This is a genomic window from Aureimonas sp. D3 (assembly GCF_001463805.1).
Classification (GTDB): Bacteria; Pseudomonadota; Alphaproteobacteria; order Rhizobiales; family Rhizobiaceae; genus Aureimonas; species Aureimonas ureilytica_A.
Genome location: NZ_BBWM01000064.1, coordinates 66,378 through 93,148, shown reverse-complemented (window position 1 = coordinate 93,148; position 26,771 = coordinate 66,378). Strand labels below are relative to the sequence as shown.

Below are 26,771 nucleotides of genomic sequence, written 5' to 3'. Positions count from 1 at the left end.
ATGCGCCGAAAGTACATTTGTATTTTCCAAGATACAAGAGTTCACGCCTGGGAAGCTGTGATTTTTTCAGCCGTCCAGAAGCCGCTCGGCCGTGCGCTCGTCCGTCACAAGGATCTCGGGCGATAGGAGTGCGATGGCCGCCCGGATGGCGGCGAATTTCGACCATCCGCCGCTTGCCAGCACCGTGCGACGCGCGTCCACCAGCCGGCGAGGGTCAACGGCCAGGACACGGTCGTTCACCGGGTGATCGAGAACCCGTCCCTCCTCGTCTATGAAGCGGCAGAGAATGTCGCCGACGGCCCCCGCCCGTTCGAGGCTATCGAGGTCAGCACGCTCCAAAAGACCGTAATGCACAAAGGTCGAGTCCCGGGTGAAATCGCCAACCGAAAGAATCGCCAGATCCATGCGATCGGTGCGACGAAACACTTCGGCGATGCCGCGATGATTCAGAAGAGCGTTGCGTGTCGCACCGTCTGGCGCAAAGACCGGGCAGGCCAGCATATAGCAGTCGCCGCCGATCCGATCGGCGAAGCGCCAGGCGAACTCGGACGGGTTGGACAGGCTGACATGTGTCAAGCCGCCCAGCATCGAGATCGTGGTCGAGCGCTCGTAGCCAGTCGGCTCCAGGAAGGGCAGCGAAGAGGACAGCGTGCGGCCCCAGCCGAGCCCGATCGTCAGGCCGTCGGCGAGGAGATCCGGCAGCATCTGGCCGAGCGCCGCACCGATCATGGCCGGCAGCCGCCCCTCGTCCTGCGGATCGGGCACCACGACGACGCGCTCCATGGCGTAGCGGGCACGCACCTCGCGCTCCAGCTTGGCACAGCGCGCGATCGGCGAAGTCACTCGGATTTGCACCGTCCCGTCCTCGCGAGCCGAAGCCAGCATGCGCAGGACGCGAGTGCGAGTCATGCCCAGTATTTTGGCAACCTGATCCTGCGTCAGGCCTTCCATATAGTAGAGCCAGGCGGCACGCGCCTTGATGTCGTCGTTGTCGATGGAGGACACGGTCAGTCTTTCACCTGAGGAAAACCTTCCCCTCGGGTTTAACGCTTCGATACCCTGCGCGAACAGTCCCAACGCGCAGCCACGCGCGCGCCATCCCATGGATCAGATCCTTCCTTGCCGCAGATGGCTAAGGGTCTGCGCCATCGTCCTGCCTCTCAGGCCGCAGTCCTGCTGGCGCCATGGATCTCGATCTCCACCGGACGGGTTGCCCGCTTGGTGAAGGCGAGCGTGTTCTCGAAGGAGGTGACGCCGGCCTGGCTGCCGAGGCCCGTCGCGTTCTGGGCGGAGGTCGCCTGGGCGAAGCGGACCATGGACTCCGGGTCCATCCCCCGCACGATGCCCGTGGCAATGCCGGCGTTGAAGGCGTCGCCGCAGCCACAGGAGCAGACCATCTCGATGTCGAAGGCCGGCATCAAAAAACGGTCGCCGTTGGCGTGACGATAATAGGCGCCGTTCTCGCCAAGCGTCAGGATGCAGCAGGTCACGCCCTTGTCGAGGAAGAAGCGCGAGACGTCCTCGATGTCCTCAAGTCCGGACAGGACGCGTGCCTCCTCGATCGACGGCAGGAAGTAATCGGTATGCGGGAGCAGCCCGACGACGTTGGCCAGATCCTTTTCAGCGGCGGCAAAGACATCGACCGTCGTAATCGCGCCGCGCCGCTTGGCCTCGGCGAAGAGCTTGGCGCTCAGCTCACCATCCATGCGGTCCATCAGTCCAACGCCGCCGATATGGACGACCGTCGCGTCCAGCACCTTGTCCCACATATCCTCTGTTATGACGAAAGCGCCGGTTGCGCCTTTCATGTGGAGCGCGGGACGCGAGCCGTCAGCGCGCGTCAGCACGATCGAGGTGGAGGTGCCGACCCCCGTCAGACGCTGCATGGCGGAGATGTCGATGCCGAAGCTCGCCATGCGGTCGAGCACCCAACCGGCCATCAAGTCGTCGCCGACACCGCCGACAGCGAGGCACTTCAGTCCATGCTTGGCTGCGGCAATCACCGCCGCGCCAGCCGCTCCCGATACCGCAAGATCAATCTGCTCGATGAATTGGGTCCCGCCGCCGGGTGGAATGGAACCGACGGGACGGCCAAGGCAGTCAAACGTGTAGAAGCCGATCGAAGAATAATCGTAGCGCATCGCGCTTTCCTCCCAAAAGTGACGGATCTCTTCCCGATCCGGCTGGCTGTCATGTCAGGCGGCGCAGGCGAGGCGGATCGCCTCGATTTCCTCCTGGAGCGCGGGTGTCACACGGCCCGACAAAGCGAGGTCCGTGCGGCGGCGCAGGATGTCGTCCGCAGTGCGGACCCATTCGTTGGCCGCGATCCAGGCGATCTCAGCAACATGATGATCGGGCGCGGCGCGCAGCGTATCCTTGTTTGAGGTGCCGATGGCATGTGCGATGGCAAGGGCTCGCGTGCCGTAGCGGCACAGAAGGCGCTCGCCGACCGGCTCGCCCTCATCGGCCAGACGGGCCAGTTCCCGCACCAATGTCGCGCGGGTTGCTGGATTTGTCGGGAAGTCCCTGCCGCCACCGATCGGCAGCTCGGCGGTCGAGGCGCGGCGCGGTCTGCCGACGAGTGCCAACACCTTGTCCACGACCTCTTCGGAGAAGCCTCGATAGGTCGTCCATTTTCCGCCGATGAGCGAAAGCACCGGCACGTCGGTGCCCGGCAGCCGTTCCTCGGCGATCGAATGGTCGCGGCTGATCGCGCCGGGATCGTCGACGTCGGCATTGGGCAGAGGTCGCACGCCGCAAAAAGCGTAGACCACATCCTCGCGCCGGATCCGGATCTCGGGAAAGACTTCCGAGACGACGCCGATCATGTAGGCGATTTCCTCCTCGCTCACCTGCGCCTCGTCGGGATGGCGGACCGGAATGTCGGTGGAGCCGATCAGCACCCGCCCCTTGAACGGGTAGAGAAGATTGACGCGGCCATCGGCCGAGCCGAAGTAGACCATGCGCCCGGCGAGCGCTTCGAGGAGATCGGCTCGCTCCACCACGACATGGCTTCCCTTGGTGCCACCCATATGCCTCGTAGTGAGGCCCAGCGCGGCATTAACGCCGTCGATCCAAGCGCCGCCCGCGTTGATGACGACATCCGCGCTCACCCACTCCCGCCTGCCGGACAGGACATCCTCGATCTCGATCGCACCACCGGCCGCCGAGCGGACCTTGGTATAAGTGCGTGCCTCGCTCCGGGGATTGTCGACAAGCGCATCGAGCACCAATTCCAGGCCCAGACGCTCGGCATGGTCGAGCCGCGCCTCGTAGTACAGGCCGACGGCGGTGATCGCGGGATCGAGCCCCTTGAGCTCGGCACGTGCGCGCTTCGCCCCGATGAAGCGATGCACCGGCATGGTGCGAAAGCGCCGGCCGAAGGCGTCGTACATCGTCAAGCCGAGCTTGGTGATGATCGCTCCGCGATCGTTGAGCTTAGCCTTGAGACCGAGGAACCGCTTGATCGATGGCACAATGCCGCCGAACCAGGAACGAACGGGCAGCGCAGTCTCCAACGGCGTCACGAAATGCGGCGCATTGCGCAGGAGAACGTTGCGTTCCTCGGCCGACTGGCGCACCAGCCGAAACTCGCCCGTCTCCAGATACTTCAACCCGCCGTGCATGAGGCGCGAGGAAGCCTCGCTGGCGCCCGAGCAAAAGTCCCCTCGGTCGATCAGCAGGCAGTCCACACCTTGCAGGCAAAGGTCGCGGAACGTGCCGATGCCGTTGATGCCGGCACCGACGACGATGACAGGGAAATGACGGGATGGTACGGTGCTCATGTTCGAACTCAGGATACGATGGCGACCTTGATGGCATCGCCACGCGCGGCGGTTTCCAGCGCTTCACCGATGCCGGCCAGCGCGAAACGGTGCGTCAAGAACGGCTTGGTGTCGAGCTGGCCGGAGGCAATGAGGTTCAATGATTTTTCGAACTGAAGGCGCGTCAGGCCGAAGGAGCCCGTGACGATCAGCTCGTTGTAGTGGATGGCGTTGACGTCGAGCGGCGCCATCTCGCCCTTGTTGAAACCGGCGAAGAGCGACACGCGACCGCGCAGCCTGGCAAGGCCCAAAGCGTCGTTAGCGAGCGAGGGTACGCCGATGGCCACGATCACGACGTCGGCGCCGATGCCGCCCGACTCGGCTTTCACGATAGCGCGCAAGTCCTCATGGACTGGATCGACCACCACGTCGGCGCCCGCTCTCAGTGCTGCCGCGCGCCGGCTTGCATTGGGCTCGGAGACGATGATGCGCCGCGCGCCCGACAGACGCGCGACCTTCACATGAAGGAGGCCGATTGGCCCGGATCCTAGAATGGCGACGACGTCACCGCGCTCCACGCCAACCTTCTCCTGTCCGTTGATGACGCAGGCGAGCGGCTCGGCGAGCGCGGCCTCCTCGAACGAGACGCCATCAGGCATGGCGAAGACGTTGCCCGTTTCCAGCGCGCGGCCGGGAATACGGATGTATTCGGCAAAAGCGCCATCCACCTCGTAGCCGATGGCCGTGAGGTTCTCGCAGGTGTTCTCAAGCCCTCGCTTGCAATAAGCGCAGTGGCCGCAGGCGATGGCGGGATCGACGCAGACCGCGTCGCCTGTCTTGAATTTCGAGGAGCCGCCCGCATCGACGATCTCGCCGGAGAACTCGTGGCCGAGCACGGAGGGATAACGCACGCCCATGGTCTTGCGGCCGGAGACAATGCGGATGTCGGTGCCGCAGATCGTTGCGGCGCGGACTTTCAGGACGAGGTCGCCGCGCTCGGGAGCTGGATCGGCGACATCGCCGAACAGGACATCGTTAGGAGCGCGCAGAAGAGCAGCTTTCATGGCAGTCCATCCGCAATGTGGGAAAGCCGGGCCACCTTGGCACCGTAACCGGAGATGTAGTCTGCATATTTGTGTTTTGTAAATATCAAAAATTCACGGACTCTGCCGCGATCGGGCTTGAACTCGGTCTATTACTCCTTTCTGTGCTACGCGATAGACGCCCCTACGGGCGCTTGATATGGAAATTATAAGGTTCTTTGACTTACGAGGCCTCCGCATCTGCCATAAACATATGAAAATCTGAAATTCAAAAGTGTTGACGGCGTGAGCGTTTTGCGCAAATTTATGGTCGGCGCGCAGCCTGGGAGTGAGGGGCGCCCGGCGATCCGCAGGTCGCCACTTTCGGGGCGGGAGGCGCCCCTTTCGGGAGAATGACGACATGCGCACGGGATTTCGGTCCACCCTCGTTCTCGGCTCGTTTCTCGCCGCCACGACCCTGCCGGCACTTGCCGAAGGGCAGGCCGACCTCATCAAGCCGATCGATAAGGAACTGACCTTTGTCTTCATTCCGAAGGTCATCCATCCCTGGTACGATGTGGTGCGGCAGGGCGGGCAGTTCGCGGTGGACGAGTTCGCCAAGGATGGCATCAAGATCAACATGATCTGGGACCAGCCGCCACAGGCCGATGTCGCCGACCAGAACCAGCGGATCGAGGCCAATATCGGCCGCCACCCCGACGGCCTCGCGGTCGCCTGCCTTGATCAGGCGACCAATGTCCAGCTTCTGGGCGAAGCGAAGCAGGCGGGCGTCAACACCATCACCTTCAACTCGTTCTGCTCGCCCGACTTCGCCTTCGTCGGCCAGAAGGACAGCTACGGCGACGGCTTCGATCTCGGCAAGTATCTGGCAGACCATATTGGCGGCGAGGGCGAGGTCGGCATCCTGTCCGGCTCGCTCACGGCGACCGACCACGTCGAGCGCATCAAGGGCTTCAAGAAGGCGCTGGAAGCCTATCCGAACGTCAAGATCGTCTTCGAGCAGCCCGACGACGACGTTCTGGAAAACGCTGTTTCGCTCACCGAGAACGCACTCCAGGCCCACCCGAACATCAAGGGCTTCTTCGGCTGCAACGCCTCCAACCCGATCGGCATCGCACGCGCCGTCCAGAACGCTGGCAAGGCCGGCACGGTCGCCGTGGTCGGCATGGACGACCTGCCCGAGGCCGTGGATTTCGTGAAGGAGGGCGTCATTACCGCCCTCAAGGCGCAACGGCAGTGGGACATCGGCTATTGGGCCGTGAAGTACATGGTTGCGATGAACCAGAACCACACGATCCCGATGGACCACAACACCGGTTCGCGCTTCATCACCAAGGACAAGCTCTGATCCGCGATGCGTCGGGGGGCGCATTGTCGGCCTCCGCTTCCGTTCGATCCGATGGAGGGCTTGTGATGGATGGCATCGCCACCGCCTTCGAGGCGTGCAACGTTTCGAAGAGCTTTGGCGTGGTACACGCGCTGAAGGACGTTTCCGTCTCGATCCGTCCCGGCGAGGTTCACGCCATCATCGGCGAGAACGGCGCGGGAAAGTCGACGCTGATGAGCATCATCTGCGGTCGCCTGCGTCCGACCACGGGTCAACTCCTGATCGGCGGCGCGCAGATGCATTTCCATTCGCCGGGCGAGGCGCAAAGGGCCGGCATCGCCATCGCGCCGCAGGAAATCAACCTCGTCCCCGCCCTGTCCGTCACCGAGAACATCATGCTGGGTGCCGAGATCACGCGTGGCCCGGCCATCGATTGGAGGGCAACGCGCGACGAGGCGCTGACCCATCTGCACGCGGTGGACGACACGATCGACGGCGACGCAAAGGCTGGCGAGCTTTCCAAGGCGCAGCAACAGCTCGTCCAGATCGCCCGCGCGGTGGCGACCAAGGCGCGCATCCTGATCTTCGACGAGCCGACCGCAGCGCTGACCACGCGCGAGACCAAGAAGCTCTACGCCTTCATCCGACGCTTCCGCGACGACGGCGGCTCGGCCTTCTACATCTCGCATCGGCTGGACGAAATTCTCGACCTCTCCGACCGCATTTCGGTGCTGCGTGACGGCGCCTATGTCGGGGAACTCGAGCCCCGGCACACTTCCAAGCATGAGATGGTCGCCATGATGGCGGGCCGCGAGGTGGCGCTGTCCACCCACACGCCGCGCCGCCTGGAGGAGCGCCCCGTCGTGCTGCGCGTTGCAGGCCTCACCCGGCCCGGCGAGTTCGAGGACGTCTCGTTCGAACTGCACGAAGGCGAGGTCCTGGGCGTCTCAGGCCTCGTCGGCGCGGGCCGCACCGAGGTCGCTAAGTGCATCTTCGGCCTGACGAAACCCAAGGCCGGAACGGTCGAACTCTTCGGCGACGCGCGACCGATCGCGGACCCCGCCAACGCGATCGCCCGCGGGCTCGTCTACCTCCCCGAGGAGCGCAAGCAGGAGGGCATCTTTCCGCTTCTCTCCATCGCCGAGAATCTGACCATCGCCACGCTCGACCGATTCCGCGGCCCGGCCTGGATGGACTTCCGCGGCATGGCGCGCACGGTGGATGACTATGTCGATCTGCTGCGCATCAAGATCGGCTCGGCGTCCGACCCAATCACCTCGCTGTCGGGCGGCAACCAGCAGAAGGTCATCCTCGGCCGCTGGCTTGCCAAGAACGCGAAGATCCTGATTCTCGACGAGCCGACGCGTGGCATTGACGTCGCAGCGAAATCGGAAATCCAGGGCGTCCTCGACAGCCTGACCTCGGCGGGCCTTTCGATCGTCTACATCTCTTCCGAACTGGAGGAGGTGTTGAACGTTTCCGATCGCATCCTTGTGATGCACGAGGGCCGTGTCAAAGGCACTCCGCGCACCGAGGACATGACGCAGGAATCCCTTCTGCGCCTCGCCATGAGCTGACGCGCGACACGCGCCCCGATTCCCGACCGAAAGGCACCCGAGCCATGACGCATACCGCTCTTGGGTCTCCCGCACGGGCCCGCGCCACCAGCCCCTCCCTCTGGTACCGCTTCAAGGGCTGGGAAGCGAGCGGCATCCTGATCGCGCTGGGCATTTTCGCGATCGTCCTGTCGATCGCCGCGCCCAACTTCCTGTCGGCCTACAATCTCACTGTTGTGGCGCGCGCGGCCGCCTTCGTCGGCCTCGTTGCGCTGGGCCAGACCCTCGTCCTGCTTCTCAGGGGCATCGATCTATCGGTGGGCGCGGCCGCCGGCCTTTCGGCCATCGTCGGCTCGCTCCTCCTCACCTCGGCCGGCATCCATCCCTGGCTGGTGATCCCGCTCGCCTGCCTGTTCGGCCTCTGCCTCGGGCTCGTCAACGGCTTCTTCATCGCCTACCTGAAGCTCAATCCCTTCATCGTGACGCTGGCGTCCGGCGAAATCTTCGCCGGCATGACGCTCGTTATCACCGAGGGCTATCCGATCCGCCCGCTCGGACCAGGCTTCCGCGTCTTCGGCCAAGGGGAGCTTCTCGGCCTACCGGTTCCGGTCTGGTTCTTCCTTGTCTCGGCTGCGATCCTGATCTGGGTTCTGCGCAACACTAAGTTCGGTCGCAACATCTTCGCCATAGGCGGCAACCGCGACGCGGCCGTGCTGGTCGGCATCCGCATCCGCCGCGTCGAGTTTCTGGTCTATGGCCTGGCCGGAATGTTCGCGGCCATGGCCGGCATGCTTTATGCCAGCCGTATGGACGCTGGGCAGCCGTCGGTTGGCGAGGGCTGGATGCTACAGGCCATCACAGCGGCCATCATCGGCGGCACGAGCCTTCGCGGCGGCCAGGGCACGATCGTCGGCACCGCGCTCGGCGCCCTCCTCCTGGCCATGCTCGCCAACGGAACCGTGCTTCTCAACGTCTCCGGCTTCTGGCAGCGGGTGATCGTCGGCCTCGTGGTTCTCGTCGCCATCCTGGTCGATCTGGCCCGACGCCACCGCCGCTAGGCTGCGCCCTCCCGCATCGACACCCGAACATCCGAGCGCCCCCGACCCGCCGCGCCGGCGGAGGGTGGCGTTTTCGCGCCCGAGTCACGCATCTTCCGCCTGCGTGAAACACATTTGCTCGGGAGCCAACCGCTCGTCCCATGATGGAAAGGCTGAATCGATCCGATATCCCAGTGCCATGGTGTGCACATGCTCATCGGATCGCCGAAATCTCATGCGTTCTTGTTTCCATTGGCGCTCGCTAAAAATTCTTATCATTTCACTTTTGAACAATTGACGTTCTAAAAGTCCAAATGTACAAAAGGCTCACGCTGGTTTCGTCGTCGGATCATGGGAGTGATGACCGCACGACGGACCAAGCAAAGCAGCCGGAGCATACCGGCACCTCTTAAATCATCGGCCGGTGCCTGACGGCATAAGCCCCACGAAGTTGAAGTCGCTCTTCAAAAGCATGGCGGATCGGGCAGCGCGCTGCTGTCCGACGGCATGGCGGCATGCGTCCGCCCTCCCGGCCCATGCCACTACATCACCGAATTTCTTGCAGTTTACGGGAGGAAGTAACTGTGAAGGCTTTCAAGCTCATGCCGACGATCGCCTCGGCGATCATTCTGTCGATGGCCGGCCACGCGCTCGCCGACAACACCTCGGACGTCAAACAACCGCTCTGGTTTAAGGAGCCTTCCGCGGCTCTGGTCGCCAAGGCCAAGATCGACGACCTGTCCAACATCGTCGTCGGCGAAGGCCCGCGCGGCGAGGAGGGTGTCCTCTACTCCGACATCAAGGTCTCCGACGAGCAGCTTGCGAAGATCAAGGCCGGCAACTTCACTGTCGCCATCGCGCTCGGCTGGCTCGGTGACGACTGGGCCTCGCAGCAGCTCATCGGCATGAAGGAGGAGTTCGCTCGCCTCGGCATCAAGATCGTGGCCGAAACCAACGCAAACTGGGAAGACGCCCGCCAGATCTCCGATTTGGCCACCGTCAGCGTCCTGAAGCCGAACCTTGTCGTCAGCTTCCCGCTCAACGCCCAGACCACGGCCACCGCCTACCAGGATCTTGCCGCTGCCGGCACCAAGATTGTCTTCATGGACCAGGTCGCCGACGGCATGGAGCCCGGCAAGGACTACGTGTCTATGGTCTCCTCCGACAACCATGCGCTCGGCATGAACATCGCCGACATGCTGTCGGATGCGATCGGCAACGAAGGCGACGTCGGCGCGCTCTACTACGCCCCCGACTTCTACGTGACGAACGTGCGCTACGAGGGCTTCATCGCCCGCCTGCGCGAGAAGCACCCGAACGTGCGCCTCGCGGTCGCCGCCGGCCACAACGGCCCGAACAAAGGCCAGGAGGTCACGCAAGGCGTGCTCGCCCGCTATCCCGACCTGAAGGGCCTCTACGGAAGCTGGTCGATCCCGGCCATGGGCGCGGTCGCGGCCGCCACCGTCGCCGGCCTCGCGCCGGAAGACTTCCGCATCGTCAACGAGAACTTCGACCAGATCGTCGGCGCCAACATGGCGCAGAACGAGTACATCGCCGGCATTTCCGCCCAGAACCCCTACGTCAACGGCATCACGGAAGCCCGCCTCGGCGCGCTCGCCCTGATCGGCGAGAAGGTGCCGTCCTTCGTGGTCATCCCACCGATCAAGGTGACCCGCTCCAATCTCGAGGAGTCCTACAAGCGGATTTACCGCACGGACATGCCGGCCGAGATCAAGGCCGACCTCGCCGCCACGCAGTAGAGCCATCGGGGGAGGCCCTCGGGCCTTCCCCACCCTGCGGATCGAGCTTGTGGAGGCGAGCTATGGCGAACCAGGCCATTCTGGAAATGCGCAGTATCGAGAAGTCCTTCGGCGCCATCCAGGTGCTGAAGAATGTGGACTTCACGCTTGAGCGCGGCGAAGTGCATGCGCTCATGGGAGGAAACGGGGCCGGCAAGTCGACCCTGATGAAAATCCTGACCGGCGTCTACAAGATCGGGTCGGGCACCATCCGGATCGACAGCCAGCCCGTCGAGATCTCGGATGCCAACGACGCCAAGCGCGCCGGCATCGCGATGATCTTCCAGGAGTTCAGCCTGATCCCGACCCTGACGGTCGCGGAGAACATCTCGCTGAACCGCGAGCCGCGCATCGGCTCCCTCTTCATCAACGACCGGGCGGCCACTCGCAAGGCCAAGGCGGCGCTCGAGGAGTTGGGCGAGGACATCGACCCCGGCACGCTCGTCTCGGACCTCAGTGCCGGCATGATGCAGATGGTCGAGATCGCCAAAGCCCTGTCGCAGAACGCCAAGATCCTGATCATGGATGAGCCGACGGCTTCATTGTCGGAGGGCGAGACCGTGACGCTGTTCAAGGTGGTGCGCCGCCTCAAGGCGTCCGGTATCTCCATCATCTACATCTCACATCGCATGGCGGAAATCTTCGAGTTGTGCGACCGCGTGACTGTGATGCGCGACGGCCGAGCAACGATGACGCAGCCCTGCGCCAGCCTCACCATCCCCGAACTCGTGGACAGCATGCTCGGCGCCTCATCGGCGGCCGCCTTTACCTGGCACGACCGGCAAGTCACCCATACCGGCGCGCCACTCCTTAAGGTCTCCAACCTGTCGCTGCCGCCTCGGGTGCGCGACGTCAGCTTCGAGATTCATCCTGGCGAGATCGTAGGTCTCGCCGGCTTGATGGGGAGCGGGCGCACCGAGATCGCCGAGGCGATCTTCGGACGCCGCCCCCCCTCGGCGGGCGAGATTACGATCGATGGCCGGCCTGTCACAAGCCAGGACGCGGCGATCGAGGCTGGCGTCGCGCTCGTCCCCGAGGACCGCCGCCGCATGGGCCTCGTGCTCGACCATACAGTCCGCGACAACATCATGCTGCCCAATCTCGAGCTCTTCTCCAAGGGTTCGATCGTCAACGACAGGGGGGCCGCGGGCGTAGTGAGGGCGATGATCGATCGCCTCCACATCAAGACGGAGAGCCAGACCAAGGTCGTCCGCCTCCTGTCCGGCGGCAACCAGCAGAAGATCGTCCTTTCGAAGTGGCTGGCGCGCAACCCGAAGCTTCTTATCCTCGACGAGCCGACGATCGGCGTCGACATCGGCGCCAAGGGCGAGATCGCCACGCAGATCCGCGAGCTCGCCGACGCAGGCGCCGCCATCCTCGTCATCTCGTCGGAACTCGAAGAACTGCTCTCCGTCAGCGACCGCCTGCTGATCCTGCATGACGGCCGCATCGCTCAAACCATTCAGCGCCGGGACGTCCAATCCGAGGAGGAGCTTCACCATGCAGTCCAAGGCCATTTCATCGCCCATGCCGAAGACGTCCATGCCAGCCGCTAAGCTCAACGCCAGCTCGGGTCTCGGCTTCCTTCAGGACTACAGCGTCTTCATCTTCTTCGCGCTCGTCATCGCCTTCTTCGCGGTGACGATCGGCGGCGAGGGCTTCCTCACGCTCACCAACATGTTCAACATCGCGCGCACCACCGCGATGATCTGCATCGTCGCCTTCGCCATGACCTTCGTGATCGCCAGCGGCGAGCTCGACCTCTCGGTCGGTTCCACCACCGCGCTCTCTGCCCTCACGGGTGCCATGGTCATGGACGTGGGCTACGCTTGGCCAGTCGCCGTCGTCTGCGCCCTCGCCTGCGGCCTCGTGGTCGGCTGCATCAACGGCGTGCTCGTCACCCGATTGCGCATCCCCTCGTTTCTGGTCACGCTCGGCATGATGCAGCTTATCCGCGGCATCGACATGCGCGTCACCTACACCAACCCAGTTGCCATTTCCGACCGAACCTTCGCCAACCTCTTCGGCTTCGGCAAGCTGGCGGGCATCCCCTCGCTCCTGATCTGGTCGGTCGTCTTTGCCATCATCGGCCATGTGGTTCTGCGCTACACGACCTTCGGACGGCAGATTCTGGCGACCGGCGGCAACCGCCTCGCCGCTGAGTACTCCGGCATCAAGACGGCTCGCATCAAGTTCTACGCCTTCCTGATCTCGGGGCTCGCGGCCGCCCTTGCCGGCCTTCTCTACTCCGGCATGATGCGCACCGCCCGCTTCAACTTCGGCGATGGCATGGAGTTGTCCGTGATCGCGGCGGTCATCCTTGGCGGCACGAGCCTCTTCGGCGGCCGCGCCTCCATCATCGGCACCTTCGCCGGCGCTCTGATGATCGGCACCATCAACAACGGCCTCATCATCATGGGCCTTGATGTCAGCGAACAGATGATGGTCGCCGGCGCCATCATCATCCTCGCCGTCGCCTTCGCCCGCAAGCCCGCGCAGTAGAAGGCCGGGCAGGCGCCCCTGCCGGACGCCTGCCCTCCGAGGGCATGAGGCCGACCCCGCTCTCCCCTCGTCCGCCCGCCCAACCGACACCACAAGAACACTTCAGCAGGAAGGAAACAGACACGATGGCCCTCTCCCTTGACAAGTTCGCCACCCGCAAGCCCGGCTGGGACACGCCCCTCATCGTCGAGTCTCATCTCAACGGCGAGCGCACCAAGGAGATGAATCCCAACACTCCGCGCACCTACGACGAGGTCGTCGAAGACGCGATCCGCTGCTGGGACGCGGGTGCCTGCGCCATCCACACGCATAACACGAACTTCAACCTCAAGGGCCAGGCCGCCGTCGATGACTACGCACCCGCCTGGGACCGCATCCTCGCCGCCCGCCCGGACATGACGTGGTACCCGACGACCTGCAACCGCGAACTCTGCAACGAGAACGAGCACGGTCTGGAGCATTCCGAGATCCTGAACCGCACGCACAACGTCAACATCGCCTGCATCGACACCGGCGTGAACCTCTTCGCCTTCGACACCGACGAAAAGGGACACATCCTCGGCCGCGAGTACGGCTGGAACTACCGTCAGGTCGCCGGCCAGGTGGATCTCGCGCTCGCCCGCAAGATGGCCATCATCTGGGGCATCTACGAGCCTGGCCAGATGAAGCTCGCGCTCCACTACATCAACCAGGGCATGTACACACCCGGCTCCTTTATCGACTTCTACCTGATCGGCGAATACGCGCTGACCTCGACCAAACCGATCGGCACGTCCGGCATGATGCCGACGCTGGAGAGCCTCTACTACTATCTCGACATGATGGAGAGCCTGTCGAAGCACAAGCTCAACTGGTGCATCTCGATCTGGGGCGAAGGCGACCGCGATACACGCGAGGTCATCAAGCGCACCATCGAGCTCGGCGGCCACGTCAAGACGGGCCTCGAACTCTTCTACGATCCGGCGCGCAACCCGACCAACCTCGAACTCCTGCAGGAAGTGCAGGAGATCGCCCGCGAGGTCGGACGCCCCCTCGCCACCCAGGCCGAGGCCAAGAAAATCTACGGCATCGCCTGAGGCCGGAGACGCCGCTCCTCGCCTCCAAGGGGAGCGGCGTCCCGATCCCTTCGTATCCCCACCTGGGCGAGGCGGACCACTGTCCCGCCTCGCCCAGTTCAGTCCTCGCCAACGCAGCGTCAGTCAGACCTCGGTGTTCAACGGGTTTCGGCATCCATGAGCAAGATCTACGACCATCTCGGCAATCCGGTGAAGCACGGGCGCGCCCGCGTGAACGGCATCCGCATGCATTACGTGACGGCCGGCCAGGGCCCCGCCCTGCTGCTCATGCACGGCACGCCGAAGACGCACTACTATTGGGCCAAGCTCATTCCGCTTCTGACCGAGCACTTTACCGTCGTCGCGCCGGACCTTCGCGGCTTCGGCTACACCGACAAGCCGCCGGTCGAGGAGGGCTACGACTCCCGGACCAACGCGGACGACATGGCCGAACTTATGACACATCTCGGCCACGAGACCTTTCACCTGCACGGCGAGGACCGGGGCGCGGAGTTCGCCTACGTGCTCGCCGCCACCCAGCGCGACCGCGTCCAGACCCTTTCCTTCTGCGAGATGCTCCTGTCGGGCGAGGGCCTGGAAGAGTGGTCGAACTTTACGCCCGATAACATCTCCGCCCAGTACCGCCAGCAGGGCGTGTGGGTCTGGCATATTCCCTTCTTCTGGATTCCGCACCTGCCTGAAATGCTCATTCAAGGCCGCGAGCGCGAATTCTGGGAATTCTGGATCAAGGCGGAAACCTGGAACCCAACCGCCATCACCGACGAAGCGATCTCGGAATGGATCGCACGCCTGTCGGCACCCGGTGGTCTGCGCGGCTGCCTGGAAACGTACCGCGCCGGTCTCAAGAACGGGCGCATCAACCGCGAACTGAAACAGACCAAGCTCACGCTGCCGATCATGACCGTCGGCGCGCCTGAGTTTTTCGGCCCCCTCGTCCGCGATCAGATGATGAAGGTCTCGGAGGGCGTGGAGCGGTCGGAGATCTTCGAGGAATGTGGACACAGCCTCGCCTGGGAGGCCGAGGAGAGACTGGCTCGGATGTTGAAGGAGTTCATGCTCGACCGTAGCGTGACCTGAGACCTCATGGCGCTGTTTCCTGGGAGCAAAGCGTCTGACCTACCACCTGTAAAGTGGCCCCGCCCGAGGTAGGCTTTTGAGCTGACATGATGTGCCGCCTGTTTTCTGGACCGCTCGGCTGGAGGATTTCTGGAGGCACGTCACCCATCGCAGAAAGCGATGTTAGAGCTTCGGTTCGTGCGGGTCACCGGGAACGGCGAGCCATACTTGCCGCACCGATTCCGTTAGGGCATGTTCCAAGTTGCCGTCCTTGCTCTCGGGCCGACCAAACGCCACGCCAACAATCAGCTCGCCATCAAGGCAGACAATTTCGCTGAACTATCTGCGAAAAAAATTGTTTCCGAGGATGCAGGGAAGACCAGCGGTCAGATTAAGTTGATAGCGGTTTCAACGATCAAAACGGAGATCTGAGATCATCACAACCGGATCGTCGCCGTGATACTGACAATTCATAAACGATTGAGGCTTCAGCTTACCGCGCCAAGGTCTTCATCGTGGGATATGTTGGATCAACACCCGCGGACCACCTATCGTCCACAATTGTCAGCCCCCCATGGTTCAAGCTGACGCTGCTTGCCGGCTTCCAACCGTGGGTTCATGGCTTCACCGAACACCGCCCCCAGTGACTCATGTCCAGCTTCCGGCGACGGCACCCTGAGAAATGATTTCTGATCTTTTGATGGCGTGGCGAAAAACCCGTTGGGCTCTGCGTATCGTCTGGTGTATATAACCGTGTATCGACAGTCTGGCGTCCCCAATCTTCGGAGTGCCGGAAGAATAGGGTTTTGGTCTTATTGGCGGAGTATCCCTCCCTCTCCGCCATTTAGGATTAAGACTCTGGCCCACCCTCATTAGTGGCCGGATTTGAATCTAATGCATGGTGGGTATGGCGACCATGGTTGAGGTTGCCGGCGAAGCGGGCTGGGGTAGCGCAGCCGGCCACGGCACGGCGGCTGGAGCGGGTGGGTGGTAGCCTAAGCTCGAGTGGGGGCGCTTGGTGTTGTCGTGACCCTGCCAGCTTTCGATGATGATGTGAGCTTTGGCGCGGCTGTAGAAAATCTCGCCATTCAGGAAATCGTCCCTGAGCCGTGAGTTGAAGCTCTCGCAGCACCCGTTTTCCTAAGGCGAGCCCTGTCCGATGAAGGCGGTTCGCGCACCGACTGGGGCGATCCAGTCGGCGCCGCCTTGGCGATGAACTCCGTGCCATTGCCGGAGCGGATGTGTCCTGGCACGCCGCTTAGGATGAATAAACCGGATAGGACATTGAGGACGTCGGTAGACTTACGCTCCCGGTCGATCCGGAAACACAGGCATTTCCGGGTGAACTCGTCGATGACATCGGCGAGAAACGCGCAGCGTTTGTCGCCCGGCATGCAGAACGTGCGCCCGTTGTGGGTGCGTGCCAATCAGCTTCTCGAGCGTCAGCTTGGAGACCACCTTGCGCAGCCGCATGGCGCTGATACGAAGGGCGAGCGGCTGCACGACTGGACGTATCTGGAACCGGTCGACCTCGAGGATGCCGGGTACGACGAGCGCCTGTCCGGTCTTTGAATGCGCGGATTTCTGATCCGTCGCCACCTCGCTGACGGGGAACTGGTCTTTTTCACCATCTGGTGCCCCGCCGGCCCGCCGATCGAGACCCTGGGCAAGAGCGAGGGCTAGCGATGGGCGATCGTGAACAGCTGCGAGACGGTCAAGACCGAACTCGGCCTCGACCACAATGAAACGCGTCCCTGGCACGGCTGGCACCGCCACGTCTCGCTCGTCATGCTGGCCTTCGCCCTAATGAGTGCGATCCGTCACAAGGCCGATGGTGTGATAGCGGTTAAAAAGGAGCTCAAAGCCAAAGCCTTGAACTCCTCGATGATCCGCTGGTCCGTCCAGGAAATCCGCCGCGTCGCCTGTCGCCTGGCGAGGCGACGTATCAACGTCGGCCACGCCGCCGCGAGGGTCGCTCTGGGGAGGAACACCAAGTCGTCGCGCGTGCATCTCATATCAAACATGAAACGCAACTGTAGTTCCAACCGTCCTGCGGGAGCATCGTCCCATCAGACTTCTGCGGCAGGGGCTTAAAAGGGGTGTCGGCCTACGCGCCAGACATCTTGCCGAAGACCCTATTATCCGCGCCTGGAACACCCCCATAAGGAGCCCAGCTTCCCGCTAATGCAAAGCCCACATCGACGGGAATGGAAACACCAGTGACAGCTGACGATGCACTCGAGATTAGAAAGGCCACGACGTTTGCGACCTCGGTCGTTTCCACCATTCGGCCCATCGCCGTGTTGGCAGTCATGCGCGTCTCATCGCGCATTCCGCTGTCGATCTGCGCTTGCAGCGCGGGGGTGCGGGTGTACCCGGGCTCCACGGAATTGACACGCAATCCGCCTCTGCCCCATTCGACCGCTAGGCCAGCAACAAGGTTTGATATCGCGGCTTTACCGGGACCGTAGGAATACAGAGGTGTGGAACATCTTGCAGTAATCGAGCTGATCGCTACAAGGCTACCAGAGGCGCGCTTCAGCATATGACGCCCCATCTCTCTCAAGCACAGGAATGTGCCCCGTGTATTGATGGCATGGACGCGATCATAGATGTCCAGGGGTAACGTTGCGGCAGGAAAGGGCGGCTGAACAATACCGGCCGAGGTAACACCACCTGCAATCGGTCCGAACTCACGTTCCACCGCTTCGATGGCAGCGATAACGCTTTTCTCGTCGGTCACATCGACTTCGAAGGCACGGCCGCCCAATTTCTTCGCGACGGCTTCCGACAGATCAAGATTGCGATCCAGGATCGCTACCTTCGCTCCGGACTGCGCAAGAACGGATGCACACGCCTCGCCAATGCCGCTCGCGCCACCCGTTACGACTACTACATCGTCAGAAATATTCATTCTCCTCCCCTATTTCTTTTTCGATTGGATCAGCTTCGTTTGCTGGACGCACCCGATCTTGCCGAAACGACTTGCGCTCGCTTGGATGAAACGACAACAGCTGTTTGACAGCACAAGCTCCGAGGCTAATTTTGGGGCTGACAGTATTCGGCGAGCATATGATCAATCGATCGGGCGACCGCTTCACATTCCAACCTCTAGCTTGCTTGGTTCACCATATTGAACTATGATCGACCAGGTGAACTATACTGAGGAGAAAATGACGATGTCAAGAGAGGCTCCCACAAGCCAGATCGAGGGTCGCACGGAGGAAAATGTTCCCGCACTGCGCCGAGCGTTCCAGATTCTTGACCTCGTAGCCGGCTCCGACGGATCACTGAACGCTGCGGAGATAACCCGAGGTCTTTCCTTACCCAAAAGTACCGTGCATGGACTTTTGAAAGTCATGGTTGAACTCAACGTCCTCGTGAAAAGTTCAAATGGCTCATTTAAGCTTGGCCCTCACCTGATGCGCTGGGCACACGGTTTTCTGGCAGAGGTCGATGTTGTATCGGCATTTCAAGAATTCTTTGCCGTGGATACAGCCCTTTCGCAGTATACGATTACGCTGGCGGTTCTGGATGGCGATCACGTCGTCTACATCGGATGTCGAAACTCCAATCAACCCTTGGGTTTGACATTCAGGATCGGCATGCGTCTGCCTGCTCCCTTTACGGCAACGGGCAAGATGCTTCTCTCACAGCTGCCCGACGCAGACCTGGTTGAGATGCTGGATGGTCGTTTTCCAGCCCCCATGACGACGCAAAGCGTTTCCTCGCTTGATGAACTCAGGAAAGAATTGCAGATCATACGCCAACGCGGCTATTCTATTGATGATGGCGAGGTGCGTGCCGGAATCATCTGTATCGGCTCTGTTATCCGCGATCATTCTGGCAAGGTGATTGCAGGCATAGCGACCAGTCTGCTTCGCAGCGATTCGACACAGGACATCATTGAAGAACTCGGCGCCCGAATGATCTCGATCGCCGGCAGATTGTCACAACGCATGGGTGTTGCTGCAGGTCCAGATAGGCCAGCGGCGTAAAACGCTCCCTCTCGGGCTCTTCTCTATTCGGTGTGTCGAGGTCGAGCGCCCCTGAGCTGACGCCTCGCCTTGGCTGATGTGTGATCCCTTGGCTGTCGCGCTTCTCTTCGGATCGAACCGGGTGGGCTCTCCCCTGATGGGATCGGAATGAGCGAGGTAGCTCCATCTGTGGCGCTTGCCTGTTCAGCGTTGGGGATGATCGGCCTGTTCCTGAAGGCGCTTGTTCTCGCCAAGCGCAGTTCCTGCCGTTGCCTGCGCCCATTGGAACTCGCTCCCATTTTCCAGAAGCGGTGAAGGATGACGGCCAAGCGCCGCGATAGTGCGACGATGGCTGGTTTCGTCCCGTGCCGCTTGGGGCAGGTTCGCCGCCCAGGCCCTCAGCCCTGACCATCCGCAGCCAGGGGTGAGCAGCATCGGGGCCGCCTCGGACAACAGGCCGCGCATCATCGCGTCGCCGTAGCGCGAGATGCGCTCGATCCGCTCCATTTCCCCGGATGGGTTGAGCCGGGGCACCAGCCCCAGAGCGGACCCGACGGCCTTCCAGTTCGAGAACCAGCCGGGATCGTCGGTTATGACGACAAAGGCCGGCGACAGCACCGGCCCGACACCCTGGAGCGCTCATCAACCGGCGGCACCAGGACGAGACACGTGCTCAGGAGCGTTTGGACCTCAGCACGCCGAATAAAGGGGAGACACCGAACACGGCATCGAGCGCTGGCGCTTCAAAAATTTACTCTGACCCAGCGCTCCCCAATTCCCCCGCCCCGGCCCTACCCGCTGCAGGCGCTTCTCGGCGGCATCATTCTTACCCAAGGTTGGCCTCATCCGTCGCTATGCGCGAAACCACGGAAAGCCCGACCGACCAGCTTGACAATCAAGCGGCCCATCGTATCATTCAACCTAATGATCTAGGTTCAATATATGGAACAGCAACGGGAGGTGTCTCTACTGGAAGACATTGCTCATCGGTCATATCCGCGTGCGCAATGCGGGGCGTAGCTGCCATCAATACAAAATGCAGTATCATATAATATTAAGTGGCGCTTTTTCTCCGATGCACCGGCCGGAAAACTCTCGCTTATTCGTTCAAATTCCGGCGTCTCAGTAGTCGATTAGCAACTCAAGACACGAAAATCTTAGAAAGGCCGCACGTGCGCACTTCGGAAACAATCGCATCGCTCATGAGCAAGGGGGGGCGACCAGCGGGGAGTCGCCGTGAGATCAAGATCGTTGATACGACGCTGCGCGACGCTCATCAGAGCCTTTGGGCTACGCGGATGCGAACCGATCACATTCTGTCCATGACAGGAGATTTCGACGCAGCGAACTTCCATCAGGTGGACCTGATGGCACCGATTCAGTTCGATGTCGCGGTTCGTTATCTCAAGGAGGATCCATGGGAGCGGGTTCGCCTGGCTCATCGGCATGCGCCAAATGCCAAATTTCGGGCGCTCATCCGGTCGAAGAATATCGCCTCGTTCGACTTTCTGGCCGATGATGTCATTGAAGCGTGGGTGGACCGACTCTACGCTAATGGATTCCGAGTCATCGGATCGTTCGATGGGCTGAACGATATCGACAATATTGCGCCGGGTCTAATTCAAGCGAAAAAGTTGGGCGCATCAACCTTCGGTGCACTCGCTTTTTGCGAAAGTCCGGTCCACACCGATGCCCTTTATATTGAAAAGGCAAGGGAGTACCTGGAAAAGACGGATGTCGATGCGATCATGCTGAAGGATGCCGGGGGTCTTCTGACGCCTGAGCGTATTCGGACCTTGGTTCCCGCCATCAAGGACGTCATCGGTGACCGACCGCTTGAGATCCACAGCCATTGCCTGACGGGCCTTGCTCCTCTTGTCTATCTCGAGGCGGTCGAACTCGGCGCTGATGTGCTTCACACGTCGATTGCGCCTCTCGCCAATGGTAACGGGCAGCCTGCAACCCAAGCCATTGTGCGCGATCTGCGTGCGCTCGGTTATGTGGTCCATGTGGATGACGCACGGATCGATGCTATCGGTAAAAGACTGACCGAGATTGCCGAGACCGAGGAGAAGCCCCTTGGAAGGCCGGTGGCCTATGACGGCCTCCACTACATGCATCAACTACCCGGCGGGATGCTATCGAATTTTCATTCGCAACTCGCGACAGCCGGGCTCTCGCATCGTTTCGACGAACTTCTTCACGAAGTCGGGCGTGTACGAGAGGAACTCGCCTATCCAATCATGATCACGCCATTCGCCCAGTTCGTGGGGACACAAGCTGTGATGAATGTCATTTCAGGCGAGCGCTACGGCATTGTTCCAAACGAGATCAAGAAATACGTGCTTGGTTACTATGGCAAGCTGCTTGCGCCTATCGCGCCTGATCTTCGTGCTCGCATCATCGCCAACGGCGCCTCGGATATTCCGCTGGAGCCATCTCTTATAGAGCCGATGCTGCCAAGTCTCAGAAAACAATATCCAGACGAGGATATAGATCATCTTTTGCTGCGCGCAATGTTCCCGGGGTCGCAGGTCGATGAGATGAAGAAGACTGTAGCCTCGCACGTTTCCGGAGGCGAGCGGCAATATCCTCTGCTTGAACTCGTCCAATCGCTCTACGGGAAAATGAGCGTGGGAACGACCGCCGTTCGGTCCGCAGAGCTTTCAATCAGCCTGAAGAAGGGGTTAGGAAATGCCGGATAAGTCGCCTGATCTGAAAGAACTCAAGGCTATCGTCGACTGGATCAGCGTAACGGAAAATATTTCACAGTTCTCACTGAAGTTCGCCGATGTCGAGATCTTTCTGTCTCGTGAGCAGCGAGTGGACTCACCCCCCATCCATCAGATAACCGCTATCCCCCCTTCGGCGCCTGCGCCGGTCGCGCAGCCTGCCCCTGACACGAATCCGATGCCCCAAGCCGCCAAGCAAGCGGTCAAAGACGCGCTCGCCGACGACGAGGTCATCGTCAAAGCGCCTATGGTTGGCGTTTTCTACGCCAAGCCAAAACCCGGGGCGGAAGACTTCGTGGCAGTCGGCGACAAGGTCCACGCGGATACCGTGGTGTGCATCGTCGAAGTCATGAAGCTGATGACCAATATCGAGGCGGGTGTTTCAGGAACTGTGACGCGCATTTTGGTCGAAAACGAGCAGGCGGTTGAGTTCGGGCAGTCGCTCATTGTCATCAAGCGTGATGCGTGACGGGTTCCAGGCGCAGAGGAAAGACGGAATGCCGCAGCTTTTGAAATCCGTGCTGATCGCCAACCGGGGCGAGATCGCGCTGCGCATCATCCGAGCCTGCAAGGAGCTTGGGATCCGGAGCGTGTTGGCCCATTCGGAGGCGGATGCGAACTCCTTGCCGGTGCGACTTGCCGATCAGGCCGTCTGCGTCGGCACTGCACATCCGAAGTCGAGCTATCGCAATCCGCAGGCCATTCTGGGTGCGGCGCTCGCCTTCAAAATTGATGCCATTCATCCCGGTTACGGCTTTCTCTCCGAGAACGCCGATTTCGTCGAGATGTGCGAGAAGGAGGGCGTAGGCTTTGTTGGTCCGGCCAGTCACGTCATCCGCAGCATGGGCGACAAGATTGAAGCCAAAAAGATCGCGCACCGCGCGAAGGTTCCAACGGTGCCCGGTTCCATCGGTGCTATCTCCGACTATCAGGAAGCATTGGCGGTCGCGAGCGACGTAGGTTATCCATTGCTGATCAAGGCGGCCGCAGGCGGGGGCGGTCGCGGTATGCGCGTCGTGCGTTCGCCCGATACGCTCAAGAAAGACCTGTCGGAGATCATGTCGGAGGCGGAAGTCGCCTTCAACGATCCTTCCGTCTATATCGAGCGTTACTTGGTCGACATTCGCCATATCGAGATCCAAGTGATCTCGGATGGCGAGCAGACGTTGCATTTAGGCGAGCGTGACTGCACGGCGCAGAGACGGAACCAAAAGCTGATCGAAGAGTCGCCTTCGTTCGCCCTCAACCCCGAGTTGCGAGAAGGGTTGGCCGCGGCTGCCGTTGCTCTTTGTAATGAGGTTGGCTATCGCAATGCAGGAACTGTTGAATTCGTCTTCGATAATATAGAGCGTCAATACTACTTTATCGAGATGAACACCCGTATCCAGGTGGAGCATCCCGTCACCGAGATGGTCACGGGTGTCGATCTCATAAAACTTCAGCTGCAAATCGCCAGCGGCATTCCGCTTGCACTGCGTCAGGAGGACATCCGTCTCAGAGGTCACGCCATCGAGTGTCGGATCAATGCAGAGGATCCCGACCATGCGTTTGCACCCAGCCCCGGGACAATTCATAATTTTCGTGCGCCTGGTGGTTTCGGCGTCAGACTGGATACTCACATAGAGACCAATTATATGATCCCGCCGTTCTACGACAGTATGGTCGGCAAACTCATTTGCTGGGGAAACAACAGAGACGAGGCCATCGCCCGGATGCTGCTCGCACTCGATGAACTTGTTATCGATGGCGTCACGACGACAGCGCAGTTCCACAAGCGCGTCCTTGACCATCCCCGTTTCAGAGACGGCCAGTTCAACACGGCGTTCGTTGCCTCGCTTCTCGAGGGCTCCCCGGCGTGACGAAACTCACAAGAAGTGAGTAGGTCTCTCTGTTGGAACTGGGGCTTAACCCTCGAGCGGACCGAGTGAATCAACGGCCCGCTGAGGTTTCAGCCCCAGTCCTTTTGCCGCCGCGTCTCTGCACGAACCTGTTGCAAGTATGGGTTTGCGGAGAGGAATCGGATGCGCTCCGGCTCGTTGGCAAGGGCTTTGCCGACATGGCAGCATGAGTCCATGGCGGCGCCGAGATCGGCGGATAGCCGGGCGAGAGGAAGCCCCTTTTGCGAGATGGGATACGTGGCCCGATCCATGCGCCAGCCGCATGTCGGACGTGCGGGCGCTCGATAGCGAGGAACTGCAACCCTCCTCTTCGAGCTTTGCGCTACTGCCCGATCAGCGGGAGGCGTAGTTTCTGCCCATCGGAAGAACACGCACATGCCGGCCACCACCGATGAGAGGCCGGACACGAAAGGCAAGACATCATGTCCCTCGCTCGCTCCTTCAGCACTTGGCGCCAGTATCGCAACACGGCCGCCGAGCTGAACCGTCTCTCGCAGCGCGAACTCGCCGATCTCGGCATCGCACGCGGCGATATCCCGGCCATCGCCCGTCAGGCGGTCCGCTAAGAGTTTCCCCCTTTCGCTTCAGCTGGTCCTCCACCACCTGAAGCGGACTGGCCGAACGGTTCCTCCCACCTCTCGGCTTCTCTCCAACGCCCTTGCCGGCCCTCCCCCGGCAGGGGCGTTTTCGCGTCTCTGCGCATATGAGATCGCACTTACTCCGGACAGGCACCGTCGGTTTCATGCCCTCGAAGCCCTGATCGCACGATCCCGTTCCGGCATAGCCGGGTTCCCCGCCAAGACACAGCATGTCAGGGCCATTCAGGGTTCAGAAAGAGGCATGGCCTAGGATCCCTCAAACGGGGATTTCGGATCATGGCATTCAGCTTGACGGAACTGACGGCGATCCGAAGCCGCCGGGAGATGCGAGCCAAGGTCGCGTTTGCGACGTTGGGGATCGTCGCGGCGACAGACGGCGCGGATGCCTTGATCAATCTTTATACGCAGCCCGATCGGATCTGGCCGTCGTTTGTCCAGACAACTCTGCTCGCGTCAGCAATGTCGCTCTTGTTCTTGAGCCTCCTGGCACGCGCGAACCTTCGTTTGTTCGAACTCAAGGACCGTCTCGAAACGCTGGCTGTCACGGACATCCAGACAGGGCTGCTGAACCGTCGGGGCTTTTTCGCTCTTTTGGATCAAGCTCAAGCGTCGGGTGCCGACATGACGCTCGGCATCGTGGATATCGATCATTTCAAACGGATCAACGATACCTACGGTCACCTCGTTGGCGATTTCGTGATCGCAGAGGTCGGTCGCTCCCTCAGCGAAGCACTCAAGGCCCCGCATTTTGTGGGACGCGTCGGCGGTGAGGAGTTTGCTATCGCGCTCAATGGTGTGACGCCGATTGAGGCGCTTCACATATCGGATCGCTTGCGTGGACGGGTTTCACGGGTCGGCGGACCCCAATTGCCAACCAATCTTTCGGTGACCGCGAGCATCGGCCTTGCAAGGATCGGCGAAGGGGAAGTCATGGCGTCCTACGCTCGGGCGGATCGGGCGCTGTATGAAGCCAAACATGATGGCCGCAACGTTTCAGTGAGCGCCGATTTGGGAAAGCGACCCAAGGTCGTCCTGTTGCCGCTTCAGAGCCAATCGTGACCCGTCGAGGTCGGGCGATGTGGCGATAGCGTGCCGATCCTGGAAGGCTGATTTGCATGGCTCCGCCCCTCTCAGCGCGGCCGCATCCACCCCGGTGCCTTCCACTGCGCCAAACTCTCGCGCTCCCAATCGCCTAGAAGCGTGTAGCGGACGTAGGCGGCCCGAGTCCGGCAACCTGAGCACCGCCAGTTCAACGCCTCGATGTCGGCGCCCGGCGCGATGAACCCTTGGAAGTCGATGCAGCGATAGATGGTCCGCGCGTTGCACGGATCGCAGCGTATGACGAGGCCCAAGCCCTTGCGCAGCCCTTCCTCGAAACTCCGTATCGCCTGCACCATACGCGGACCCCGTTCCTAACCTTATGAACAAAATAGGAACATAGTCTTTCCAGCAAGGCCGTTCGGCGTCATGATCAGCGTATTGATTCATGAGGCGGGGCCATGTCGAGAATTGCGGAAAGGATCACGGTCCTTTCGTTGAGGGACGATCTGGACGAGGCGATCGATGAGGCTATCCGCACTTGTAGCAGTGACGCTCGCGTTGCGGTCGGCACGTTGATCCTGACGTGACTCCAGTCTTTCATCCTGCGGCAACCAAAGACCGACTGGTGTTGTCGCGCATGAGCGCAATTGAAGCAACGGGCGGGATTAGACCCGCCTGTTGCTGTTCAAGTCAGGCAGCGAATGCGGCCGGGGTAGCGCAGCCGAGCGAGGAGTGCGGCCGCGCCAAATCTGAAGCGTTACGCAGCCGGTCCAAGGCGCGTTGCCGTGAGAGATGCCCTCAAAGATCGCCGCCAGCGCCAGAAGCCTGAAAGATGCGGAATGGGCCTCGCTATGGCGAGGCTCCGTTTGCCATCAGGCTTCACATCGGAACGGACTCGGGACGCCGATACGCGTCCCATGTGAGGGCCAAAAATTTCTACTTGTTGGGCACCGGCTGATTGGGAGCCTGCTGAGCAGCCTGCGCCTTTTGCTGCTGCGCCTGCTGGCGCGCATCGACCTTGGCCCGATGATGGCCGACGGCACAGCCCAGTGCCGCACCTGCCACCGAATGTCCCTTGCCGACGAAATGGCCGCCAACGGCACCCACAGCCGCGCCCTTGAGGCAACCTGCGGCGTAAGACGGGCCAGCCGCGAGTGTGAGGGCGGTGAACAGAGCGATCGTCGCAGTCTTACGCATGGGAACCTCCAAATGAAGCAGGCGTGGTTTCGTCGCCCTGGAAACTCGGATGAGCTCTCCGCAGTTCCCGAAAAGTTGATGACGCTCTCCTTATGTTGATTTGTTGGCCGCATCGGTCGGCCGCTCTTCGACTCCGCTCCCCCTCATCCGACTCGGAAACACTTGCA

Annotated in this window: 23 protein-coding genes and 2 pseudogenes; 16 read left to right on the top strand and 9 right to left on the bottom strand. The window is 61.4% G+C overall.

Annotated elements, in window-relative coordinates; all coding sequences use genetic code 11:
• Positions 1-66: 66 nt before the first annotated feature.
• The 4 genes from AUL36_RS20005 to AUL36_RS19990 form a co-directional block, all read right to left on the bottom strand.
• Positions 67-1,005, bottom strand: coding sequence for a sugar-binding transcriptional regulator (locus tag AUL36_RS20005; protein ID WP_062223595.1), 939 nt, complete (start codon positions 1,003-1,005; stop codon positions 67-69).
• Between the two features lie 155 nt (positions 1,006-1,160).
• Positions 1,161-2,141 carry a carbohydrate kinase family protein gene (locus AUL36_RS20000; RefSeq protein ID WP_062223593.1) on the bottom strand — a complete coding sequence of 327 codons (981 nt, stop codon included), beginning with the start codon at positions 2,139-2,141 and terminating at the stop codon, positions 1,161-1,163.
• Between the two features lie 54 nt (positions 2,142-2,195).
• Positions 2,196-3,785: a glycerol-3-phosphate dehydrogenase/oxidase gene (locus AUL36_RS19995; protein ID WP_062223591.1), complete on the bottom strand. Its 1,590-nt coding sequence runs from the start codon at positions 3,783-3,785 to the stop codon at positions 2,196-2,198.
• An 8-nt stretch (positions 3,786-3,793) separates the two neighbouring features.
• Positions 3,794-4,828, bottom strand: a complete 1,035-nt coding sequence (locus AUL36_RS19990) for an alcohol dehydrogenase catalytic domain-containing protein (protein WP_062223589.1) — start codon at positions 4,826-4,828, stop codon at positions 3,794-3,796.
• 379 nt (positions 4,829-5,207) lie between these two features.
• Here AUL36_RS19990 and AUL36_RS19985 point away from each other — a divergent pair, with 379 nt between their 5' ends.
• From AUL36_RS19985 to AUL36_RS19945, 9 genes are all read left to right on the top strand, one after another.
• Positions 5,208-6,155 (top strand): substrate-binding domain-containing protein, encoded by a 948-nt coding sequence (locus tag AUL36_RS19985; protein WP_062223587.1) that lies wholly within the window; start codon positions 5,208-5,210, stop codon positions 6,153-6,155.
• 65 nt (positions 6,156-6,220) lie between these two features.
• Positions 6,221-7,711, top strand: a complete 1,491-nt coding sequence (locus tag AUL36_RS19980) for a sugar ABC transporter ATP-binding protein (RefSeq protein ID WP_192843876.1) — start codon at positions 6,221-6,223, stop codon at positions 7,709-7,711.
• A 44-nt stretch (positions 7,712-7,755) separates the two neighbouring features.
• Positions 7,756-8,748: an ABC transporter permease gene (locus AUL36_RS19975; RefSeq protein ID WP_082655964.1), complete on the top strand. Its 993-nt coding sequence runs from the start codon at positions 7,756-7,758 to the stop codon at positions 8,746-8,748.
• Positions 8,749-9,311: 563 nt separating this feature from the next.
• A complete protein-coding gene (locus AUL36_RS19970) occupies positions 9,312-10,487 on the top strand; it encodes a substrate-binding domain-containing protein (protein ID WP_062223585.1) in 1,176 nt (391 codons plus the stop codon).
• 62 nt (positions 10,488-10,549) lie between these two features.
• A complete protein-coding gene (locus AUL36_RS19965) occupies positions 10,550-12,082 on the top strand; it encodes a sugar ABC transporter ATP-binding protein (protein WP_062223583.1) in 1,533 nt (510 codons plus the stop codon).
• The gene (locus AUL36_RS19960) at positions 12,069-13,028 is read left to right on the top strand and encodes an ABC transporter permease (RefSeq protein ID WP_192843875.1); all 960 of its coding nucleotides are present in this window, start codon (positions 12,069-12,071) and stop codon (positions 13,026-13,028) included. The genes AUL36_RS19965 and AUL36_RS19960 overlap by 14 nt, the downstream gene beginning before the upstream one ends.
• Before the next feature lie 125 nt (positions 13,029-13,153).
• Positions 13,154-14,104 (top strand): 3-keto-5-aminohexanoate cleavage protein, encoded by a 951-nt coding sequence (locus tag AUL36_RS19955; protein WP_062223582.1) that lies wholly within the window; start codon positions 13,154-13,156, stop codon positions 14,102-14,104.
• A 156-nt stretch (positions 14,105-14,260) separates the two neighbouring features.
• On the top strand, positions 14,261-15,181 hold the full coding sequence (locus AUL36_RS19950; protein WP_062223580.1) for an alpha/beta hydrolase: 921 nt from the start codon (positions 14,261-14,263) through the stop codon (positions 15,179-15,181).
• A 231-nt stretch (positions 15,182-15,412) separates the two neighbouring features.
• Positions 15,413-15,592 carry a hypothetical protein gene (locus AUL36_RS19945; protein WP_062223579.1) on the top strand — a complete coding sequence of 60 codons (180 nt, stop codon included), beginning with the start codon at positions 15,413-15,415 and terminating at the stop codon, positions 15,590-15,592.
• Positions 15,593-16,051: 459 nt separating this feature from the next.
• On the opposite strand, the pseudogene AUL36_RS24720 reads toward AUL36_RS19945, so the two are convergent.
• Positions 16,052-16,584: pseudogene (locus AUL36_RS24720) on the bottom strand (integrase core domain-containing protein); the annotation flags it as partial.
• A 49-nt stretch (positions 16,585-16,633) separates the two neighbouring features.
• Here AUL36_RS24720 and AUL36_RS24715 point away from each other — a divergent pair.
• Positions 16,634-16,993: pseudogene (locus AUL36_RS24715) on the top strand (IS701 family transposase); the annotation flags it as partial.
• A 274-nt stretch (positions 16,994-17,267) separates the two neighbouring features.
• On the opposite strand, the gene AUL36_RS19930 reads toward AUL36_RS24715, so the two are convergent.
• Positions 17,268-18,074, bottom strand: coding sequence for an SDR family NAD(P)-dependent oxidoreductase (locus tag AUL36_RS19930; protein ID WP_082640127.1), 807 nt, complete (start codon positions 18,072-18,074; stop codon positions 17,268-17,270).
• 238 nt (positions 18,075-18,312) lie between these two features.
• Here AUL36_RS19930 and AUL36_RS19925 point away from each other — a divergent pair, with 238 nt between their 5' ends.
• The gene (locus tag AUL36_RS19925; RefSeq protein ID WP_244497181.1) at positions 18,313-19,158 is read left to right on the top strand and encodes an IclR family transcriptional regulator; all 846 of its coding nucleotides are present in this window, start codon (positions 18,313-18,315) and stop codon (positions 19,156-19,158) included.
• 183 nt (positions 19,159-19,341) lie between these two features.
• Here the strand turns inward: AUL36_RS19925 and AUL36_RS19920 are convergent, their stop codons facing one another.
• Entirely contained in the window at positions 19,342-19,755 is a 414-nt protein-coding gene (locus AUL36_RS19920; protein WP_062223573.1) for a transposase, read from the bottom strand.
• 554 nt (positions 19,756-20,309) lie between these two features.
• Between AUL36_RS19920 and AUL36_RS19915 the strand changes: the two genes are divergently transcribed.
• The 5 genes from AUL36_RS19915 to AUL36_RS19900 all read left to right on the top strand — a co-directional run bounded on the left by AUL36_RS19915 (position 20,310) and on the right by AUL36_RS19900 (position 25,425).
• Entirely contained in the window at positions 20,310-21,842 is a 1,533-nt protein-coding gene (locus AUL36_RS19915) for a pyruvate carboxylase subunit B (protein WP_202814771.1), read from the top strand.
• Positions 21,832-22,338, top strand: coding sequence for an acetyl-CoA carboxylase biotin carboxyl carrier protein (accB, locus tag AUL36_RS19910; RefSeq protein WP_062223568.1), 507 nt, complete (start codon positions 21,832-21,834; stop codon positions 22,336-22,338). Before AUL36_RS19915 ends, accB begins: the two co-directional genes overlap by 11 nt.
• A 28-nt stretch (positions 22,339-22,366) precedes the next feature.
• A complete protein-coding gene (gene accC / locus AUL36_RS19905; RefSeq protein ID WP_062223618.1) occupies positions 22,367-23,728 on the top strand; it encodes an acetyl-CoA carboxylase biotin carboxylase subunit in 1,362 nt (453 codons plus the stop codon).
• 461 nt (positions 23,729-24,189) lie between these two features.
• Positions 24,190-24,333: a DUF1127 domain-containing protein gene (locus tag AUL36_RS23440; protein WP_082655961.1), complete on the top strand. Its 144-nt coding sequence runs from the start codon at positions 24,190-24,192 to the stop codon at positions 24,331-24,333.
• 309 nt (positions 24,334-24,642) lie between these two features.
• On the top strand, positions 24,643-25,425 hold the full coding sequence (locus tag AUL36_RS19900) for a GGDEF domain-containing protein (protein WP_062223566.1): 783 nt from the start codon (positions 24,643-24,645) through the stop codon (positions 25,423-25,425).
• 71 nt (positions 25,426-25,496) lie between these two features.
• Here AUL36_RS19900 and AUL36_RS19895 read toward each other — a convergent pair whose 3' ends face one another.
• Entirely contained in the window at positions 25,497-25,763 is a 267-nt protein-coding gene (locus AUL36_RS19895) for a hypothetical protein (protein WP_058634460.1), read from the bottom strand.
• Positions 25,764-26,343: 580 nt separating this feature from the next.
• Entirely contained in the window at positions 26,344-26,604 is a 261-nt protein-coding gene (locus AUL36_RS19890) for a hypothetical protein (protein ID WP_058634459.1), read from the bottom strand.
• Positions 26,605-26,771: the final 167 nt, after the last annotated feature.